15 protein-coding genes are annotated in these 17,989 nt (G+C 73.2%); 7 read left to right on the top strand and 8 right to left on the bottom strand.

The window, feature by feature from the left end:
- Positions 1-94 precede the first annotated feature (94 nt).
- Positions 95-1,312 carry a Glu/Leu/Phe/Val dehydrogenase dimerization domain-containing protein gene (locus tag ACFVWY_RS22750; RefSeq protein WP_389875311.1) on the bottom strand — a complete coding sequence of 406 codons (1,218 nt, stop codon included), beginning with the start codon at positions 1,310-1,312 and terminating at the stop codon, positions 95-97.
- The gene (locus ACFVWY_RS22745; protein WP_389875310.1) at positions 1,309-2,958 is read right to left on the bottom strand and encodes a thiamine pyrophosphate-binding protein; all 1,650 of its coding nucleotides are present in this window, start codon (positions 2,956-2,958) and stop codon (positions 1,309-1,311) included. The genes ACFVWY_RS22750 and ACFVWY_RS22745 overlap by 4 nt, the downstream gene beginning before the upstream one ends.
- A gap of 262 nt (positions 2,959-3,220) precedes the next feature.
- On the opposite strand from ACFVWY_RS22745, the gene ACFVWY_RS22740 reads away from it, so the two are divergent.
- Entirely contained in the window at positions 3,221-5,818 is a 2,598-nt protein-coding gene (locus tag ACFVWY_RS22740) for a hypothetical protein (protein WP_389875307.1), read from the top strand.
- Positions 5,819-5,891: 73 nt separating this feature from the next.
- Here ACFVWY_RS22740 and ACFVWY_RS22735 read toward each other — a convergent pair whose 3' ends face one another.
- Together ACFVWY_RS22735 and ACFVWY_RS22730 are read right to left on the bottom strand one after the other, a co-directional pair.
- Positions 5,892-7,301, bottom strand: a complete 1,410-nt coding sequence (locus ACFVWY_RS22735; protein ID WP_389875306.1) for an NAD(P)/FAD-dependent oxidoreductase — start codon at positions 7,299-7,301, stop codon at positions 5,892-5,894.
- 51 nt (positions 7,302-7,352) lie between these two features.
- A complete protein-coding gene (locus ACFVWY_RS22730) occupies positions 7,353-8,027 on the bottom strand; it encodes a rhomboid-like protein (protein ID WP_389875303.1) in 675 nt (224 codons plus the stop codon).
- Between the two features lie 182 nt (positions 8,028-8,209).
- Here ACFVWY_RS22730 and ACFVWY_RS22725 point away from each other — a divergent pair, with 182 nt between their 5' ends.
- Both ACFVWY_RS22725 and ACFVWY_RS22720 read left to right on the top strand, forming a co-directional pair.
- The gene (locus tag ACFVWY_RS22725; protein WP_389875301.1) at positions 8,210-8,686 is read left to right on the top strand and encodes a GNAT family N-acetyltransferase; all 477 of its coding nucleotides are present in this window, start codon (positions 8,210-8,212) and stop codon (positions 8,684-8,686) included.
- Positions 8,687-8,801: 115 nt separating this feature from the next.
- On the top strand, positions 8,802-9,485 hold the full coding sequence (locus tag ACFVWY_RS22720) for a pentapeptide repeat-containing protein (protein WP_389875299.1): 684 nt from the start codon (positions 8,802-8,804) through the stop codon (positions 9,483-9,485).
- Positions 9,486-9,500: 15 nt separating this feature from the next.
- On the opposite strand, the gene ACFVWY_RS22715 is transcribed toward ACFVWY_RS22720, so the two are convergent.
- From ACFVWY_RS22715 to ACFVWY_RS22705, 3 genes are all read right to left on the bottom strand, one after another.
- On the bottom strand, positions 9,501-9,998 hold the full coding sequence (locus ACFVWY_RS22715; RefSeq protein WP_389875296.1) for a hypothetical protein: 498 nt from the start codon (positions 9,996-9,998) through the stop codon (positions 9,501-9,503).
- A gap of 154 nt (positions 9,999-10,152) precedes the next feature.
- Positions 10,153-10,782 carry a response regulator gene (locus tag ACFVWY_RS22710; RefSeq protein ID WP_389875294.1) on the bottom strand — a complete coding sequence of 210 codons (630 nt, stop codon included), beginning with the start codon at positions 10,780-10,782 and terminating at the stop codon, positions 10,153-10,155.
- Entirely contained in the window at positions 10,779-12,194 is a 1,416-nt protein-coding gene (locus ACFVWY_RS22705) for a sensor histidine kinase (RefSeq protein WP_389875291.1), read from the bottom strand. Before ACFVWY_RS22705 ends, ACFVWY_RS22710 begins: the two co-directional genes overlap by 4 nt.
- A 193-nt stretch (positions 12,195-12,387) precedes the next feature.
- On the opposite strand from ACFVWY_RS22705, the gene ACFVWY_RS22700 reads away from it, so the two are divergent.
- The 4 genes from ACFVWY_RS22700 to ACFVWY_RS22685 all read left to right on the top strand — a co-directional run bounded on the left by ACFVWY_RS22700 (position 12,388) and on the right by ACFVWY_RS22685 (position 16,227).
- Complete coding sequence (locus ACFVWY_RS22700; RefSeq protein ID WP_389875420.1) at positions 12,388-12,939, top strand: heme-binding protein; 552 nt, start codon at positions 12,388-12,390, stop codon at positions 12,937-12,939.
- Between the two features lie 36 nt (positions 12,940-12,975).
- The gene (locus ACFVWY_RS22695) at positions 12,976-13,572 is read left to right on the top strand and encodes an ankyrin repeat domain-containing protein (protein ID WP_389875288.1); all 597 of its coding nucleotides are present in this window, start codon (positions 12,976-12,978) and stop codon (positions 13,570-13,572) included.
- The gene (locus ACFVWY_RS22690; RefSeq protein ID WP_389875285.1) at positions 13,569-14,729 is read left to right on the top strand and encodes a YncE family protein; all 1,161 of its coding nucleotides are present in this window, start codon (positions 13,569-13,571) and stop codon (positions 14,727-14,729) included. The genes ACFVWY_RS22695 and ACFVWY_RS22690 overlap by 4 nt, the downstream gene beginning before the upstream one ends.
- A gap of 79 nt (positions 14,730-14,808) precedes the next feature.
- Entirely contained in the window at positions 14,809-16,227 is a 1,419-nt protein-coding gene (locus tag ACFVWY_RS22685) for a M1 family metallopeptidase (protein ID WP_389875283.1), read from the top strand.
- 84 nt (positions 16,228-16,311) lie between these two features.
- Here ACFVWY_RS22685 and ACFVWY_RS22680 read toward each other — a convergent pair whose 3' ends face one another.
- A complete protein-coding gene (locus ACFVWY_RS22680; protein ID WP_389875281.1) occupies positions 16,312-17,892 on the bottom strand; it encodes a M4 family metallopeptidase in 1,581 nt (526 codons plus the stop codon).
- Positions 17,893-17,989 lie beyond the last annotated feature (97 nt).

Below are 17,989 nucleotides of genomic sequence, written 5' to 3'. Positions count from 1 at the left end.
TTCCCCGCAAGCCCTTTCGGAGTTGTTCTTTTCCTGTCGTTCTTTTCGTATCTTTTTGTTTCGGCTCGCTGGAAGCGGGCCTTGGGGGGCTGGGTCAGCGGTAGCGGCCGAAGCGTTCCGTGACGACCGGCAGCCGGTCCGCGGCCAGGGCGTGCGCGGCGGCCCGGGGGGTGATGCCCTCGGCCTCGGCGCGGGTCAGCATCCGCTCGACCAGGGTGCGCATCGACCGGCGGACGTACGCGAACGCCTCGTCGGCGTCGGCGCCGATGTCGCCGAAGAGCGTCCACCACCACCAGGCGTTCGTACCGGAGTTGACGACGACGTCCGGCAGTACGGTGATGCCGCGGGCGGCCAGCAGCGCCTCGGCCTCGGGCAGTACCGGCATGTTGGCGGCCTCGACGATCCAGCGGGCCGTGACGCCGGCCTGGTTGGCGGTGTCGACGGCGTACGAGACGGCGGCCGGGACCAGCACGTCGGCGTCGACGGACAGCCAGGCGCCGGGCGGCAGTTCGCGGTCCCCGGCGCGGAGCGCGGCCCGGTCCACCGTGCCGTGTCCGTCGCGGGCGGCGAGCAGGGCCTCGACGTCCAGGCCGTCCGGGTGGACGACGGTGCCCTTGATGTCGGCGACCGCGACGACGCGGAGCCCGGCGCGGGCCAGGAAGCGGGCGGTGGCGCCGCCCATGGTGCCGAGCCCCTGCACCGCGACGCGGGTGCCGCGGTACGGGACACCGGCCCGGTCCAGCGCGGTGAGCACCGATTCGGCGACCCCGCAGCCGCCCACCAGCCCGTCCAGGCCGATGCCGTCCACCTCGATGGCGAAGGCGTCGGCGAGGCGCCGCCGGGCCGCGGCCTCGTCGTCCAGGAGCGGATAGACCGCCTGGACGGAGGAGACCAGGCCCGCCTCTGCGGCGGCCCGGTCCACCAGGTCCTGGGTGAGGCCGAGGTCCTCACCGGTGGTCCAGAACCGTTCGACGTACGGGCGTACGGCGCGCAGGTAGCGGACCAGGACGCCGTACGCGGCGGGGTCGCGCGGGTCGCAGTCAATGCCGCCCTTGGCGCCGCCCAGCGGTATGTAGCGGGCGGCCGGATCGTAGTGCAGCAGCTCCTTCATCGTCATGCCGCGGGCGAGCCCGGCGACCTCCTCCAGCGTGCACCCGGCCCGCATCCGCAGGCCGCCGCTGGAGACGCCGCGCACCAGGCGGTCGATGACCAGGTGCCCTCGGTGGCCGGTCTCCGGGTCGGTCCAGGTGAGGGAGATCAACGGGGCGTCGGCGTTGGCGTCGACAGCGGGGGCGGGGGCGGGGGCGGTCATCGGGAGGGCTCCTCGGGGACGGTGATGAGGGTGGGGCCGGGGGTGTCCAGGGCGCGGCGCAGTGCCTCGGCGAGCGCCTCGGGGGACTCGGCGCGCACGCCGTGGCCGCCGTAGGCGCGGGCCAGCGCGGGCAGGTCCACCGACGGCAGGTCGACGGCGGTGGGCCGGTCGCCGCGGGCCGCCATCTCGTCGCGGATCTCGCCGTAGCCGCCGTTGTCGAAGACCACGACGGGCAGCGGGAGGCGCAGCTGTACGGCGGTGGCCAGCTCCTGTACGGAGAACTGGAGGCCGCCGTCGCCGCTGAGCGCGACGACCGGCCGGGCCGGGTCCGCCGCCTTCGCTCCGATCGCGGCGGGCAGCGCGTAGCCGAGCGTGCCGAAGCCCGTCGGGTGGAGGTAGCGGCCCTCGGGGCCGACCGGCAGGTGCGGGAGCGCGCCGTAGTAGCAGCACTGGGCGCTGTCGGAGGTGAGGACGGTGTCGGCGGGGAGCACGGACCGGATCGCGGCCAGGTACGGCAGCAGAGGGGCGTCCTGCTCCCGGGTCGCGGCGTCCCGTTCGGCGCGCAGGGCGGCGACGGAGCGGTGGGCGGCGGAGGGGCGCGCGGCGGAGGGGCGCGCGGCGCTCCCGGAGAGGGCGGCGAGGAGGGCGCGCAGGGTGGGGCGGGCGTCGCCCACCAGCGGGATGTCCGCAGGCACTCCCGCGTACATCTGCGCCGGGTCGAGGTCGGCCCGTACGAGCGTGCCGCCGAGCGCGGGCGGCGGCGCCCACAGGTCGGACTCGGCGAGCTCCGTGCCGACGGCGAGCACCGCATCGCACTCCGCGAGCCAGCGCTGGACGGCCGGGCTGTTCAGGGAGACGCCGAGCGCGAGCGGGTGGCGCTCGGGGACGATCCCCTTGCCGTTGGCGGACGTCACCACGGGGGCGTCCAGCAGTTCGGCCAGCCGCAGGCACTCCGCGGCGGCCCCGCGCGCGCCGCCGCCCAGCACGATCCCGGGCCGGACGGCCGTGCGCAGCACCGCGGCGGCGTCCGCGACCACCCCGGGGTCCGCCGCGACGGGCGGCACCGGCGGGGCGGTGCGCACCGGTCCGGCCGGCTCGGCGGCGGTGAGCAGGTCCAGCGGGATCTCGATGTGCACGGGGCGGGGGCGCCGGGTCCGGAAGAGCGTGAAGGCGCGGGCGACGGCCACGCCGATCTCCTCGACCGACGACACCCGGTGGCTGAGGGCGGCGACGCCCCGCAGGGCCTCGGTCTGGCTGCGCGTCTCGTGCAGCAGTCCGGTCGACTGCCGGGGGTGGCGCAGCGGCATGCCGGGGGAGACGACGAGCAGCGGGACGCTGTCGGAGTACGCCTGGCCCACGGCGGCCGCGATGTTCAGCAGGGCCGGACCGGTGGTGGTGAGCGCCACGCCGGGGCGGCCACTGACCCGGGCGTAGGCGTCGGCGGCGTAACCGGCGCCCTGTTCGTGGCGGGGGTTCAGGTGCGCGATCCGGTGGGCGTCCAGGTGCCGGTAGATCTCCAGGTTGTGTGTGCCGGGGATGCCGAAGGCCTGGGTCACGCCGTGTGCGGCGAGCGCCCGGACCAGGGCTTTCCCGCCAGTGATCGGGGTGGCGGCGGGGGTGGGATCCGACGGGGTGACTCCAGGCACGGCACAGGCTCCTTACTGAATGAACAGTCAGTATTTGGAGTGCGGGCCGCCTCTGTCAATGCGCGCCGATACGGAACGTTTGTTCAGTTGTCGGATCATCCGGCCGGGCGGTGCCGGATTTCTGTGCCGTCTTGGCCGTTCGCTCCGACGGGCGATCCGCCGTGGGCGGCGTCATTCGGATGCGTACGCCGGACGGTGGGCGGTCGGGAGGCGTGGGGCGTGTTACGGCCGGGCGCCGGGGCGAATCCCTACGTTGCCCGGCATGAGGCTGAGATATTTCGGTGCCCCGGCCAGAGGTCGTGGACGTAGTCGTGGACAGAACAGGCTGGGACGCCTGACCGCGGGCGGGCTCGGTGTGCTCGGGCTGGTGGCGGCCGGGCTGGGGCTGCCCGCGCAGCCGGTCGCCGCCCAGCCCGCGGGCGTGCCCCTGGTGAACGAGACGTTCACCGGGGCCACCGCGGACGCGGAGTTCGAGGGGTTCGGGCCCGCCTGTCTGACCGGCGCCCCTCAGGCCCCGGCGCCCGGCCCCGGCACCCACCCGCTCACCGGCTGCCCGGCCGGTGCCACCGGTCCCGTACCGCCGGACAACGCCGCGCCGCGCGGGTACCTGCGGCTGACCGACGCGTCCCACGACCAGTCCGCCGCGGTGCTCTACAACCACGCGCTCCCCGCCAACCAGGGTCTGGTCACCAGCTTCGACCAGTGGCAGTACGGCGGCACCACCAACCCTCCGGCCGACGGCATCTCGTTCTTCCTCATCGACGGAGCCGCCTCGCTGACCGCCCCCGGGGCCTTCGGCGGCAGCCTGGGCTACGCGCAGAAGCTGCCCGACGACAACCCGGCCGAGCCCTTCCTGCCGGGCGTCAACCGCGGCTATGTCGGGGTCGGCCTCGATGTGCTCGGCAACTACTTCGGCGACTGGGAGCACCGCGGCAACGGCTGCGCCAACCGCTCCCCGGCCGGTACGGCCTTCCACGTCCCGGCTCCCGGCACGAACATGGTGACGGTGCGCGGGCCGGGCAACGGCACCGAGGGCTACTGCTTCCTCGACGCGACGACCAGTAACTTCTCCACCACCGGTCCCTGGCCCTCCACCCTGCCGGGTCAGCTGCACGGTCCGACCACCTCGATCCCGGCGGACGCGACTCCGGCGGAGGCCGAGGCGCTGCTGGAGCCCTCCCGCCGCACGGTGACCGTGGAGATCTCCCCGTCGCCGAGCCCGGTGATCACCGTCGCGATCGACTTCCACGACGGCAACGGAAGCCAGCAGGTGCTCTCCACCCCGGCGCCCCAGCCGGTGCCCAGCACCTACAAGTTCGGCTTCGCCGCGTCGACCGGGCTGTTCACCGACGTCCACCTGATCCGGAATGTCAGCGTCCACCCGGCCGCGCCGCTGCCCCAGCTCAACCTGGTCAAGCAGGTCTCCCAGGAACCCCCGCTGGAGCTGCCGCTGACCCCGGGCACGCAGGTGCCGTACGAGTACGTGGTGACCAACAGCGGCGGCGTGCCGCTGACCGATGTGACCGTGGCGGACGACCGGGTCACCGGCATCAGCTGTCCGCAGAGCACGCTCGCGGTGGGCGCGTCGATGACCTGTACCGGTACGTACACCGTCACCGCGGCGGACGGCGCGGCCGGTTCGGTCACCAACCGGGCGACCGCGCGCGGCCGGGCGGACGACACCCCCGTCGAGTCACCTCCCGACGAGGTCACCCTGCCGGTGCAGTCCGGACCCGGTGTCCGGCTGGAGAAGTCGGCCGACGACACCCGGGTGTACGAGGCCGGCGACGACGTGACGTACACGTACACCGTCACCAACCTCGGCCCGCAGGAGCTGACGAACCTCTCGGTCGGCGACGACCGGGTGACGGGAGTGACCTGCGAGGCGACCACGCTCGCCCCGAACGGGCAGCCTGGTGACAGCACCACCTGCACCGGCACCTACCGGATCACCGAGGCCGACGCCGAAGCGGAGTCGGTCACCAACGTCGCCACCGCGCGCGGCCGGTCCGGCGGTACCGATGTGGAGTCGGAGCCCGACGAGGTGACCGTGCTGGTCGCCTCCGAGCTGACGCTGGGGCTGACGAAGTCGACCGACGACAGCCGGGTCTACCGGCCCGGTGACCAGGTGTCGTACACGTACACCGTCACCAACACCAGCAACGTGACGCTGACCAATATCGCGGTCGAAGACGATCTCGTGCCGGACGTGACCTGCGAGGCGACCACGCTCGCCCCGGGTGCCTCCACCACCTGCACGGGCACGTACACCGTCACCCGGGCGGACGCCGACCGCGGCGAGATCGCCAACGTGGCGGTCGCGCACGGGCAGTTCGGCCGCACGGACGTGCAGTCGGAGCCCGACAACGCCACCGTGCGCACCGAGACGGAGACCGAGCCGTCGCTGAGTCTGGCGAAGACGGTGGACGACACGCGCACCTACCGGGTGGGCGACACGGTGACGTACACCTACACCGTCACCAACACCGGCTCGCAGGAGCTGACCGGGATCGCGGTCAACGACGACCGGGTGACGGGGGTGACCTGCGAGGCGACCACGCTCGCCCCCGGTGCCTCCACCACCTGCACGGGTACGTACACCGTCACCCAGGCGGACGCCGACCGCGGCGAGGTCGTCAACAACGCGTTGGCCACCGCGCGCAACGGCACCGTGGTGTCCAACACGGACCAGGCCCGCATCACCGTCGAGAAGAAACAGCCGTGCGAGGGCAAGCACTGCAAGCCCAAGCCGAACCCCAAGCCCAAGCCGTGCCACGACAAGCACGACAAGCACGACAAGAAGTGCAAGCCCAAGCCGAAGCCGAAGCCCTGTCACAAGAAGAGCTACTGCCACGCCTGACCTGACCTGGTCCGGCGCGCGGGCACCCGTCACCCCCTGCGGTGGCGGGTGCCCGCACGGCTGTCCGGGGCGTTCAGTGCCGTCCGGACAGCCGGTCCGCGATCTTCGCCACCGGATCCGTACCGGCCCGTGACGAGGTCAGTTCGCGGCGGTCGGCGCCGCGGTAGGCCGCGTACATGCCGTGTACGCCGATCCAGCGGAAGGGCTCCGGCTCCCAGCGGCGGACCTTGTGGCCGACCCAGGGCAGGGTGGTCAGCCCGGTGGGGCCGCACTGGCCGGAGTCCTGCTGGACCAGATCGCGCAGGGTGCGGGCGGCGAGGTTGGCGGTGGCGACGCCGGAGCCGACGTAACCGCCCGCCCAGCCGAGCCCGGTGGAACGGTCCAGGGTGACCGTGGCGCACCAGTCGCGCGGGACGCCGAGCACGCCCGACCAGGCGTGGTCGACGCGGGTGCCCGCGGTGGCGGGGAAGAAGCGGACCAGGATGTCGCGCAGCGCGTCGATCGTGGCGGGCTGGGTGCGCGCGGTGCCGTTGACGTGCGCGGCACCCGAGCCGTAGCGGTAGGGCACGCCCCGGCCGCCGAGCGCGATCCGGTCGTCGGCGGTGCGCTGGGCGTACATGTAGGCGTGGGCCATGTCGCCGAGGGTCTCGCGGCCCTCCCAGCCGATGGTGTCCCAGACCGACTGGGGCAGCGGTTCGGTGACGATCATCGAGGAGTTCATGGGGAGCCAGGTGCGCCGCTGGCCCTTGAGGCTGGCGGTGTAGCCCTCGGTGCAGCGCAGGATGTACGGGGCGCGGACGGTGCCGTACGGGGTGCGGGCGTGCTTGGGCGTGATCTCGGTGACCGGTGTGGACTCGTGGACGGTGACGCCGAGCGCCTCGACGGTGGCGGCGAGCCCCTGGACCAGCTTGACCGGGTGCAGCCGGGCGCCGTGCGGGGTCCAGGTGGAGCCGACCGCCCCGGTGACGTTGACGCGTGCGCAGGTCTCCCGGGCGCCGCGCAGCACCCGGTCCGTCTCGCCGAAGGCGATCTCCACGGAGTGGAAGTCCTTGAGCCGGGCCAGCTGCGCGGGGGTGTAGGCGACTTCGAGCACGCCGCCCTGGTGGATGTCGGCGTCGATGTTCTCCTCGGCGGCCACCCGTACGACCTCGTCGACCGTCTCGTTCATCGCCTTCTGGAGCCGGACGGCGGCCTCGTGGCCGTGCAGCCTCGCGTAGCGGTCGCGGCCCGCGATGCCGTTGTACAGCCAGCCGCCGTTGCGGCCGGAGGCGCCGTATCCGCAGAACGCGGCTTCGAGGACGGTGATGTTGAGGAAGGGGACGGCCTTCTTGAGGTAATAGGCCGTCCACAGCCCCGTGTATCCGCCGCCGACGATGCAGACGTCGGCGGTCGCGTCGCCGGGGAGGGGTTCCCGGCCGAGCGGGACGCCCTGGTCCGCGTACCAGAACGATATGCCGCCGTTTACCGTGCTGACGGTGCTCATGTTGCCCCTGCTTTGTCCGGTGTGGAGCCCTCGTGGCTCTCGGGCGGGACGTTACTGCGCGCGGGGTGCTCCCGTCCCCTGCCGGGACCGGGCGAGCGGGTAGCAGGCGAGGCCGATGAGTACGGCGGAGAGGTGGCCGAGGTCGGTGAAGGTACGGCCGGTGATGAGCGGAACGCCGTAGAAGACGAGGACAGCGAAGGCGTACGCCTTCCGCCAGGGCGCCGGGACGCGGTACGTGAGCACGGCGACCACCCCCGCGAGCGCGTAACTGACCCCGACGTCCAGGGTGTCGGCTGCGGACGGTGCCGCCTCGCCGTGCCGGATCGCCCAGGCCAGGACGGACTCGCTGGCGAGCGTGGCGAGCACATGGGCCAGGGCGGCGACGGCGAGCCACCGCAGGGTGCCGAGCCAGCGCTCGGCGGTCGCGTGGAAGACGGTGTAGAGGAAGGCCCACGGCAGCCAGTGGCCGCCGCCGGTCCAGAAGGCGCTGGAGATCAGGACGCGGACCGGGTCGTGGCTGAGCTCGTGGATGTTGGTGGAGCGCTGGCGCAGGAAGTCCTCCTCGAAGTCCGGAGGCATGAAGCGGGCGACGACCGTGGTGACGAAGAGCGCGGCCAGCCAGACGTAGGTGCCGGGCGCGCTGCGGATCCAGGAGCCGATGCCACGGAGCCACCGGAGGGCGGTACCGCGGTGCCGGACGGGCGGTGCGGGGCTGCTCGGGGTCATATCCGATTGACGCACGGCGCCCGGACCGGCGGCGGGACCGACATCCCCGGAGGCCGGGGCGGGACAGGGGGCAGGACAAGGAGTGGGGGCATGGGGTGGGACAAGGGACAGGACAAGGAGTGGAGCCTGGGGCGGGCAGGGGCGGAACAAGCGGAGCGTGGAGTGCCGCTTACCCTGCCCTCATGATTCGTACCGCTGCTCCCGCAGACGTCCCCGTCATCCACGCCATGATCCGTGAACTGGCCGAGTACGAGAAGGCCCTGCACGAGGCGCGGGCCACCGAGGAGCAGTTGCACGAGGCGCTGTTCGGCGAGCGGCCCGCCGCGTACGCGCACATCGCCGAGACGGACGACGGCGAGCCGGTCGGCTTCGCGCTGTGGTTCCTGAACTTCTCCACCTGGCGCGGGGTGCACGGCATCTACCTGGAGGACCTGTACGTACGCCCGGAGCGGCGCGGCGGCGGCCACGGGAAGGCGCTGCTGAGGGAGCTGGCGCGGATCTGCGTGGAGCGCGGCTACGAGCGCCTGGAGTGGTGGGTGCTGAACTGGAACGCCCCGGCCATCGCGTTCTACGAGTCGCTGGGCGCGCAGCCGCAGGACGAGTGGACGGTGTTCCGGCTGACGGACGGGCCGCTGGCGGAGCTGGGCGGGCAGCGGTAGGCCCGGCGGGCGCCCGGACCGGTGGCCGAGGGGCCCTCAGCTCCGGAAGGCCCGGTCCCGGGCGCGTGCGGCGGGGGCCCGGGGCGTTGTCAGTGGAGTGCGCCACGATGGGGGCATGGCACGGAGCAGCGGGAAGACGGCGAAGCGGACCACCACGGCGGCACGGCGGCCGGAGGTGCGGCTGCCGCCGCTCGTCCCGTACGACGGCGCGGGGCTGGAGCCGGACGGCGATTACGACGGGGTGCGGTTCGGGGCGGCGGACCTCTCGGACGAGTCGGGCCGGGGCGCCCGGTTCATGGACTGCGCGCTGGACGGCTGCGCGCTGGACCGTACGGAGCTGGTCAGATCCCGCTTCATCGATTCGGTGCTGACCGGCGTGCGGGGCGTGGGCACCGATCTCGCGGAAGCGTCGCTGCGCGATGTCGAGGTGGTGGACGCCCGGCTGGGCGGGGTGCAGCTGCACGGCGCGGTGCTGGAGCGGGTGCTGGTGCGCGGCGGGAAGATCGACTACCTGAATCTGCGCAAGGCCCGGCTCACGGACGTGGTGTTCGAGGGCTGTGTGCTGTCCGAGCCGGATTTCGGGGGTGCGCAGCTCGTACGGGTGGAGTTCCGCGACTGCGTGCTGAAGCGGGTCGACTTCAGTTCGGTCCGGATGGAGTCGGTGGACCTGCGGACGGCCGCGGAGCTGGACATCGCGCGCGGTGTGGAGCAGCTGGCGGGCGCGGTGATCAGCCCGGCGCAGCTGATGGACTTGGCGCCCGCGTTCGCGGCGCAGATCGGGGTGCGGGTGGAGGCGTAGCCGGGGACCGCGGTGTCAGACGCGGGGGAAGCGGGCCTGGAGGTCCCAGACCGCGGGGTTGTCGGCGAGCCCTTCGTGCAGGTCGGAGAGGTCGGCGATCAGATCGTGCAGGAAGTCGCGGGCCTCGCGGCGCAGCACCGAGTGGCCGAAGGTGAGCGGCGGCTCGTCGCCGGGCATCCAGTCGGCCTCGATGTCGACCCAGCCGAAGCGGCGCTCGAAGAACATCACGTCGGAGGACTCGGTGAAGTCCAGCTCGGCTTGCTGCCGCTGGTGCGAACGGCTGCCGCGCGGGTCCTGGTCGATCCGCTCGACGATGTCGCACAGCGCCCACGCGAAGTCGAGCACCGGAACCCATCCCCAGGCTGTGGACAGCTCGCGGTCCTCCTTGGTGTCCGCGAGGTAGACGTCCCCGCAGAACAGGTCGTGCCGCAGCGCGTGGACGTCCGCGCGGCGGTAGTCGGTCTGCGGCGGGTCGGGGAAGCGCCGGGAGAGGGAGTAGCCGATGTCGAGCACGTCTTGATGGTGTCATGTCCGGCGCGGGGCGCGCCCGGGAGCCTCATGCCTGCGGCGGCTCAGGTGATCGCGTCCTGGACCGGTCGTGCCGCCCGGGGCCTCCCGCCCGCGGCGGGCACCGCGCGCCGCACGGCAGCAGGCGCGCCCCGGGGCCTCACGGCAGCAGACGCTGCTCCTTGGCGACGGCCACGGCGCCCGCGCGGGTGTCGACGCCGAGCTTGTCGTAGATCCGGCCGAGGTGGGTCTTGACGGTGGCCTCGCTGATGAACAGGGCGCGGGCGATCTCACGATTGCCCAGGCCCTGGGAGAGCTGGGCCAGGATGTCGAGTTCCCGGTCGGTGAGGGTGGGCAGCGGCTTGCGCATCCGGGCCATGACCCGGCTGGCCACCGGCGGGGAGAGCGTCGTTCGGCCCTGGGCGGCCGAGCGGATCGCGGCGAAGAGCTCCTCGGGGCGCTCGGCCTTCAGCAGATAGCCGGTGGCGCCCGCCTCGATGGCCCGGGTGATGTCGGCGTCCGTGTCGTAGGTGGTGAGGACCAGCACGTGGACGCCGGTGGCGGCGATCCGGCGGGTGGCCTCGACGCCGTCGATGCCCGTGCCGAGCTGGAGGTCCATCAGGACGACGTCCGGAGTGAGCCTGGCGGCCAGGGCGACGGCCTCCTCGCCGCTCCCGGCCTCGCCGACGACCTCGATGTCCGGTTCGCTGCCGAGCAGGGCGAGCAGACCGGCGCGTACGACGACGTGGTCGTCGCAGAGCAGGATGCGTACGGGCGGCGTCGCGGTCATCCGGGGTCCTTCGGGGTGGTCGGAGGGGTGCTCGGGGGCGTGGTGGCGGACGCGGTGGAGGTGAGGGGGACGGTGGCGGACAGCACCGTACCCTCGCCCGGCGCCGACTCGATGGTCAGCGTGCCGCCGAGCTGGCGCAGCCGGGCCCGGATCGCGGGCAGCCCGTGGCCGCGCACGCTGCCGCTGGCCCGGGTGGCACCGGCGGGGGTGAAGCCCTGCCCGTTGTCGGCGATGTCCAGGACGACCCGGTCGTCGAGGTGGGTCAGGGTCAGCGCCGCCTCCGTCGCGTGGGCGTGCTCCTTGACGTTGGCGAGCGCCCCCTGGGCGATGCGGAGCAGGGCGGACTGGGTCCGGGCGGACAGCGGAGTGTGCCCCTCGCCCTCCACATGGCAGCGGACGGTGAGCCGGCCCTGCCCCTGCGCCGTCTCCCGGGCGGCCAGCGCACGCAGGGCCGCCTCCAGCCCGCCGCCCTCCGCGAGGTCGGCCGGGGCCAGATCGTGGACGAAGCGGCGGGCCTCGGCGAGGTTGCGTTCCGCGATGCCGGTGGCCGTACGGACGTGGCGGCGGGCGGTGCCGGGGTCGGCGTCCCAGGTGCGGTCGGCGGCCTGGAGCAGCATCTGCTGGCTGGACAGGCCCTGGGCCAGGGTGTCGTGGATCTCCATGGAGAGCCGCTGGCGTTCCGCGAGGGTGCCCTCACGGCGTTCGGTGGCGGCCAGTTCGCGGCGGGTGCGCAGCAGATCGTCGATGAGCTGCCGCTGGCGTTCGGCCAGTTCGCGCTGGCGCTCGCCCTGGCGCCGCATGTGGACGAAGACCGCCGTCGCGATCGCCGCCACGGCGGGCGGGGCGAGGACCAGGTTCGGGTCGAATCCCTGGGCCAGCCGCAGCTGCGCCGCGACGACGAACAGGGTGAGCAGGGCGACGAGCGCGAGCGCGGCCCGCGGCGGCAGGATGCGCAGCCCGGTGAAGAAGAGCGGCACCGCGCACCACGCGAAGCTCGGCGCGAGGACCACCACCACCATCCAGACGGCGACCAGCGCGCCCAGCCACAGCAGTGACCGCGGCGTCGGGCGCGAGCCGAGCACCGGCCCGAGCACGTACAGCACGGCGAGCGCGACGGAGAGCGCGATGATCCACGGGGTCCGGTCCTCGCCGGGGTGGCGCAGCAGGAAGCGGGTGAGCGAGGCGCCGAGCAGCAGGAAGAACGCGGCGTGCATCAGGAACGTGAGCCACCGGGCGTCCGGGTCGTCGCCCCGCGCCGCCCCGATGCCCGGGAAGCCGGCCGAGGTCCGTGCCGCCCCGGCGGCCGGGGAGCCACCCGCGGGCCGTCCCGCGCCGGTGCCGGGTGCCGATGGGGTTCGGTGCTTCACCTCGTACCTCTCGCTCCCAGGTCCGGCGATGCGTCTGACCTGCATGGATACAGCCATGGTCACCCCGGTCGGCCGCCGCCGCATCAGCCGTTCGGCTGATGGGGCCGTCGACCGTCCCGCACGCGGCGACGAGCCGGTCCGTCGACGGTACGGGGCCGGGGGCGGCCGGAGCATGGAGGACAGAGCCGAACACGCTCGTCCCGTGCCTACCGTGCATCCCGTGCTTGAGGAGCCCACCATGAAGAAGCTGTCGCTGCGCGCTCGTGTCCTGACCGGTGTCGCCGCCGCCGCCATCGCCGGCACCGTCGGAGTCGCCTCCGCCAGCGCGTCCGCCCCGGCCGCCGCGCCCGCCGCCGCGGTGAAGGCCGATGCCAAGAACCACAGCCTCCAGCAGAGCACCCACCTGACCCTGGCCGCCGCGACCAAGGCCGCTCAGACGGCGCTCGACGCGGCGAAGAAGGAGAACCAGCGGGTCTCGGTCGCCGTCGTCGACCGCAACGGCAACACGATCCTGACCCTGCGCGGTGACGGCGCGGGCCCGCAGGCCTACGAGTCGGCCGTGAAGAAGGCGTACACCGCCGTCTCCTGGAACGCCCCGACCTCCGAGCTCGCCAAGCGCCTGGCGAACGCCCCCACGCTGAAGGACATCCCGGGCACCCTGTTCCTCGCGGGCGGCGCCCCCGTCACCGCGAAGGGCGCCCCGATCGCGGGCATCGGCGTGGCCGGTGCCCCGTCCGGCGACCTTGACGAGAAGTTCGCGCAGGCCGGTGTGGCCTCGCTCAGCAAGTAACCGCCAAACAGGCCGGGTGACAGGAGCCGCAGGGACATGAACGCCCTCGATCAGGAACTGCTCGACGCCGCGCGCACCGGTCACCCCGACCGGGTGCGGGCCGCGATCGAGGGCGGTGCCCGCGTCGACTGCCGCGACGAGGAGCTGCGCACCCCGCTGCTCCTCGCGGTCCACGGCGACCACGTCGAGGCCGCCCGGCTGCTGGTCGCGGCGGGCGCGGACCCCGACGCGCAGGACCGGCGCGAGGAGAGTCCCTGGCTGGCGACCGGGGTGACCGGAAGCGTCCGGATGCTGCACGTCCTCCTGCCCGCCGGACCCGACCTGACGCTCCGCAACCGCTTCGGCGGCATCGTGCTCATCCCGGCGAGCGAGCGCGGCCACGCCGCGTACGTACGGGAGCTGCTGCGCCTGACCGGCATCGACGTCGACCACGTCAACCGGCTGGGCTGGACGGCCCTGCTGGAAGCGGTGATCCTCGGTGACGGCGGCCGGGCGCACCAGGAGGTCGTCGAACTGCTGCTGGCCGCCGGGGCCGACGCGGACCTGCCGGACGGGGACGGGACGACGTCCCTGGAGCACGCGGAGCGCCGCGGTTTCGCGGAGATCGCCGCCCTGCTGAGGGGAGCCCGGTGAACGTGCGGCGCGCCGTGGCCGCGCTCCTCGCGGCGGCGGCCCTGGCGGGCTGCGCGGGCGGTACGCCGGAGACGTCGTCCCGTACGCCGGACAGTGCGCCGGGGAGCGTGGCGGGAAGCACGCCGGGAAGTGCGCCGGGCACCCCGAAGCCCCTGCCGTCGCCGACGGCCACCCCGTACGGCACGCTGCTCGTCGCGGACTTCGGCGGCGACACCGTGACCTTCGCCGACCCGGACCCGGCCCACCGCCGCCACACCCTCGGCTCCGTCGAGGTCGGCACCGCCCCGTACGGGCTGGTCGTCGGCGACGACGGGCTGGCCTGGGTGGCGACCGCCGAGGGCGTCGCGGTCGTCGACACCCGGCGGCGCACCCGGGTCGCCCGGATCCCGTACCGGACGCGGACCGGGCCCGTCACCACCGGCGAGTACCGGGGCGGCGGCATGGGCATCGCGCTCGCCCCGGACGGGCGGCAGGTCTACGTCGGCGTCAACGTGCCCGGCCGCAGGGGCGTGCTGGAGATCATCGACACCGCGGCCCGCGAGGTCACCGCCACCGCCCCGGTCGGCCGCCGCCCCTTCGACGTGGACGTCTCGCCGGACGGCACCGAGGTGTACGCCACCGGCCACGACTCCTTCGACGTCACCGCGGTGGACCCGGCCACCCGGCACACCCGGCGCTACGAGGTCGCCCCGTACGGCACCGAGGGCGGCCTCGGCTCCTGGCTGAAGCCGCACTACGCCGTCGTGCGCCCCTCGGACGGCAGGCTGCTGCTGCCCTTCGAGGGCGAACGGCTCGTCGTCCTCGACCCGCGCACCGGGCGCTCCACCATCCGGCGGATGACCGCCGACACCCACCAGCACGGGGCGACCATCACCCCGGACGGCACCCTGCTCGTCGTCGGCACCGGCCCGGTCGTCTCCGGTGACCGGGGCCCCTCACTGACCGTCCGCGCCCCCGACGGCACCGAACGCGTCGTACCGCTGGACGGACCGCACGAGGACGTCGCGGTCTCCGCCGACGGCCGCACGGCGTACGTCACCGAGGGCTTCACCCGCGACGGCTACCGCGACGGCGTCACCGTCGTCGACCTCACGGGCCGCACGCGGCCGTTCGAGATCGCCGTGGGTGCCCGACCGCTCGGCATCGCGGTCCTCTGAGCCCCCGCGGCCCCCGGACCGCACCCCACTGGGGGACAATCCCACCGAAAGGCCGCGGGCGCCCTCTAGGATCACGGGAGTGAACCAGCGAACACCGGTACGCCGCACGGCCTCCGCCGCCCTCGCCCTGCTGGTGCTGGCGGTGGTCCCCGGCTGCTCCGGCGGTGTGGAGGGGCGGCCGGGCGCCGCCGGACTGCGCGATCCGTACTTCCCGCGGCTCGGCAACGGCGGCTACGACGTCACGCACTACGACCTCGTGCTCGACGTCGACCCGGCCGCCCAGCGGCTGCGCGGCACCGCGACCGTCACCGCCCGCGCCACCCAGGACCTCAGCGCCTTCCACCTCGACCTCGTCGGGCTCACCGTGGACTCCGCGACGGTCGACGGCCGTCCCGCCGCCGTCAGCCGGGCGGGCCAGAAGCTGACGCTGCGCCCGGACGCCGGGGTCCGGCTGAGCGAGGGGCACACCTTCCGCGCGGTGGTCCGCTACTCGGGCGCCCCGCGCACCCTCACCGACCCCGACGGGTCGAAGGAGGGCTGGCTGCGGACGGCGGACGGCTCGGTCGCACTCGGCGAACCGACCGGTTCGATGACCTGGTTCCCCAGCAACAACCACCCGAGCGACAAGGCCGCGTACGACATCGCCGTCACCGTTCCCGAAGGGCTGGCGGCGGTCTCCAACGGTGAACCGGCCGCCCCCGTCACCGCGGCGGGCCGCACCACCTACCGCTGGCACGTCGGCGAGCCGATGGCGAGCTATCTCGCGACCGTGGCGATCGGCCGCTTCGACACGAAGAACACGAAGAACACGGAGAAGTCGGGAACGGCGGGCGGCATCGAGGTGTTCACCGCGGCGGACCGGGCGGTGGCGGCGGACAGCACACGGATCCTCGCCCGGATTCCGGAGGTCGTGGCGTGGGAGGCGCGGCGCTTCGGTCCGTACCCCTTCGCCTCCACCGGCGCGATCATCGGGCACCCCGGGGACTCCGGATACGCGCTGGAGACCCAGAACCGGCCCTTCTTCCCCGGGCCGCCGAACGCCGGGCTGCTGGTCCACGAGATGGCCCACCAGTGGTTCGGGGACTCCGTCACCCCCGAGAGCTGGCGGGACATGTGGCTCAACGAGGGCTTCGCGACGTACGCGGAGTGGCTGTGGGTGGCCGACAAAGAAGGAGTCCCGGTCCGCGACAGCTTCGACGCCGCGTTCCGCGACGACGCCAACTGGGCCTTCCCGCCCGCCGATCCGCCGACCGCCGCGGACATCTCGCAGCCGCCGGTGTACGGGCGCGGGGCGATGGTCGTCGACGAGGTCCGCCGGGCCGTGGGTGACGACGCGCGGTTCTTCGCCCTGGTCAAGGGCTGGACGAAGGCCCACCGGCACGGCAACGCCTCGACCGCCGACTTCACCGCCTACGTCGAGAAGGCGACCGGCCGCGATCTGAGCGAGCTGTGGAGTACCTGGCTGTACGGCAGGAGCCGGCCCGCCCCGAAGGGCTGACCGGCTCCCGGTGGGACTCCGCTCGGTACTGCCCGGCGCCGCCCGGTCCTGCCGGGCAGTACGGGGGTGCCGCTGGTGGGACTCCTACTTCACGTTGACGCCGTCCCAGGCGGCGCCGACGGCCGTCAGCTCCGCGCTGTCCGCGCCGTACAGGTCGGTCGCCGCCTTCTCGGTCGCCTCGCGGGCACCCGCGTAGTCGGTGGAGGACGTCATGTACTCGGAGAGCGCCTTGTACCAGATCTGGACGGCCTTGTCCCGGCCGATGCCGGTGACGCTTGAGCCGTCGGCGGTCGGGGAGTCGTAGTCGACGCCGTTGACGGTCTTCGCGCCGCTGCCCTCGGACAGCAGGTAGAAGAAGTGGTTGGCGACGCCGGAGGAGTAGTGCACGTCGAGGTCGCCGACGCTGCTGTCCCAGTAGTCGGCCGAGCCGCCGTCCTTGCTCGGCTCGTCCATGTAGCGCAGCGGGGTGCCGTCGCCGTTGATGTCGATCTTCTCGCCGATGAGGTAGTCGCCAACGTCGGTGCTGTTGTCGGAGGCGAACTCCACGGAGGTGCCGAGGATGTCGCTGGTCGCCTCGTTCAGGCCGCCGGACTCGCCGTAGTAGTCGAGGTTGGCGGTGGACGAGGTCAGGCCGTGGCTCATCTCGTGGCCCGCGACGTCGAGGGCGGTCAGCGCGCTCTTGTTGCCCGTGCCGTCGCCGTACGTCATGCAGAAGCAGCTGTCGTCCCAGAAGGCGTTGACGTACGCGTCGCCGTAGTGGACCCGGGAGTACGCGGCCTTGCCGTCACCGGCGATGCCGTCACGGCCGAACGCCGACTTGTAGAAGTCCCAGGTCTTCGCGGCGCCGTAGGCGGCGTCGACGGCGGCGGTCTGGCGGTCGTCGCCGGTGCCGTCGCCCCAGGTGTCGTCGTCGTCCGTGACCAGGTCGCCGGTGCCGCTCTCGCCCTGGTTCAGGTCGTACGTCTTGTGCCCGCCGCGGTCGTTGTCGGTGAGCTCGAAGCCGGATCCGCTCTCGGTGGTCGACAGGTCCACGTCACCGCTGTACTGGCTGTGGCCGACGCCGGTCTCGATCGCCTCGTAGCTGCGCAGGACCTTGCCGGTGGTCGCGTCGGTGATGGTGTGCACCCGGCTCGGCGTGCCGTCCTTCTGCACCCCGGTCTTCACCGTCTCCAGCGCGAGGACGGGCTTGCCGGAGCTGGCCCAGATCACCTTGCGGGCGGCGGCAGCGGTCTTGATCTTCGGTGTGGTGGAGGCCACCGATATCCGGGCCTTGGTCGCCTTGGTGACGCCCTTGAGCTTTCCGCCGGGGGCGGTGTGGGTGACGAGGTCGCCGCCGAGCACCGGCAGCCCGTCGTAGGTGCGCTCGTAGCGGGTGTGGACGGTGCCGTCGGCGTCCTTGATCACGTCGCGGACGATCAGCTTCTCCTTGCCGCCGAGACCGAGCGAGCTGGCGGTCGAAGCGGCGTCGCTCTGCGCGGACATGAGGGCGGCGGTGCGCTTCGCGCCCGCGTTCGCGCCGAAGGGGACAACGCTGCGGGCGGAGGAGGAGCCGCCATCGCCCTTGGTGGGTACGGCGGTTGCCGCACCGGTCTGCAGACCGACGACGACCATCGCGGCCACGGCGGCCAGGGCTGCGGCGCGACGGGTGTTCATGTGGGGGGTCATGCGTTCTCCGTTGCTCGTTCCGTGGGGGGTTACGAGCGGAGAGCGTGCCACCGAATGAGTGGCATTGACCGTGCGCTAACAAATGCCTCACATTTAT

Source organism: Streptomyces sp. NPDC058195, assembly GCF_042883525.1.
Classification (GTDB): Bacteria; Actinomycetota; Actinomycetes; order Streptomycetales; family Streptomycetaceae; genus Streptomyces.
Note: the sequence above shows the minus strand (reverse complement) of the source record. Positions and strands in the feature narration are given on the sequence as shown.

What these genes read in the sequence shown, in the direction of transcription:
- ACFVWY_RS22750 (WP_389875311.1), bottom strand. Translation starts at nt 1,312, where the DNA reads ATGACCGCCCCCGCCCCCGCCCCCGCTGTCGACGCCAACGCCGACGCC.
- ACFVWY_RS22740 (WP_389875307.1), top strand. Translation starts at nt 3,221, where the DNA reads ATGAGGCTGAGATATTTCGGTGCCCCGGCCAGAGGTCGTGGACGTAGT.
- ACFVWY_RS22735 (WP_389875306.1), bottom strand. Translation starts at nt 7,301, where the DNA reads ATGAGCACCGTCAGCACGGTAAACGGCGGCATATCGTTCTGGTACGCG.
- ACFVWY_RS22730 (WP_389875303.1), bottom strand. Translation starts at nt 8,027, where the DNA reads ATGACCCCGAGCAGCCCCGCACCGCCCGTCCGGCACCGCGGTACCGCC.
- ACFVWY_RS22725 (WP_389875301.1), top strand. Translation starts at nt 8,210, where the DNA reads ATGATTCGTACCGCTGCTCCCGCAGACGTCCCCGTCATCCACGCCATG.
- ACFVWY_RS22720 (WP_389875299.1), top strand. Translation starts at nt 8,802, where the DNA reads ATGGCACGGAGCAGCGGGAAGACGGCGAAGCGGACCACCACGGCGGCA.
- ACFVWY_RS22710 (WP_389875294.1), bottom strand. Translation starts at nt 10,782, where the DNA reads ATGACCGCGACGCCGCCCGTACGCATCCTGCTCTGCGACGACCACGTC.
- ACFVWY_RS22705 (WP_389875291.1), bottom strand. Translation starts at nt 12,194, where the DNA reads ATGCAGGTCAGACGCATCGCCGGACCTGGGAGCGAGAGGTACGAGGTG.
- ACFVWY_RS22700 (WP_389875420.1), top strand. Translation starts at nt 12,388, where the DNA reads ATGAAGAAGCTGTCGCTGCGCGCTCGTGTCCTGACCGGTGTCGCCGCC.
- ACFVWY_RS22695 (WP_389875288.1), top strand. Translation starts at nt 12,976, where the DNA reads ATGAACGCCCTCGATCAGGAACTGCTCGACGCCGCGCGCACCGGTCAC.
- ACFVWY_RS22680 (WP_389875281.1), bottom strand. Translation starts at nt 17,892, where the DNA reads ATGACCCCCCACATGAACACCCGTCGCGCCGCAGCCCTGGCCGCCGTG.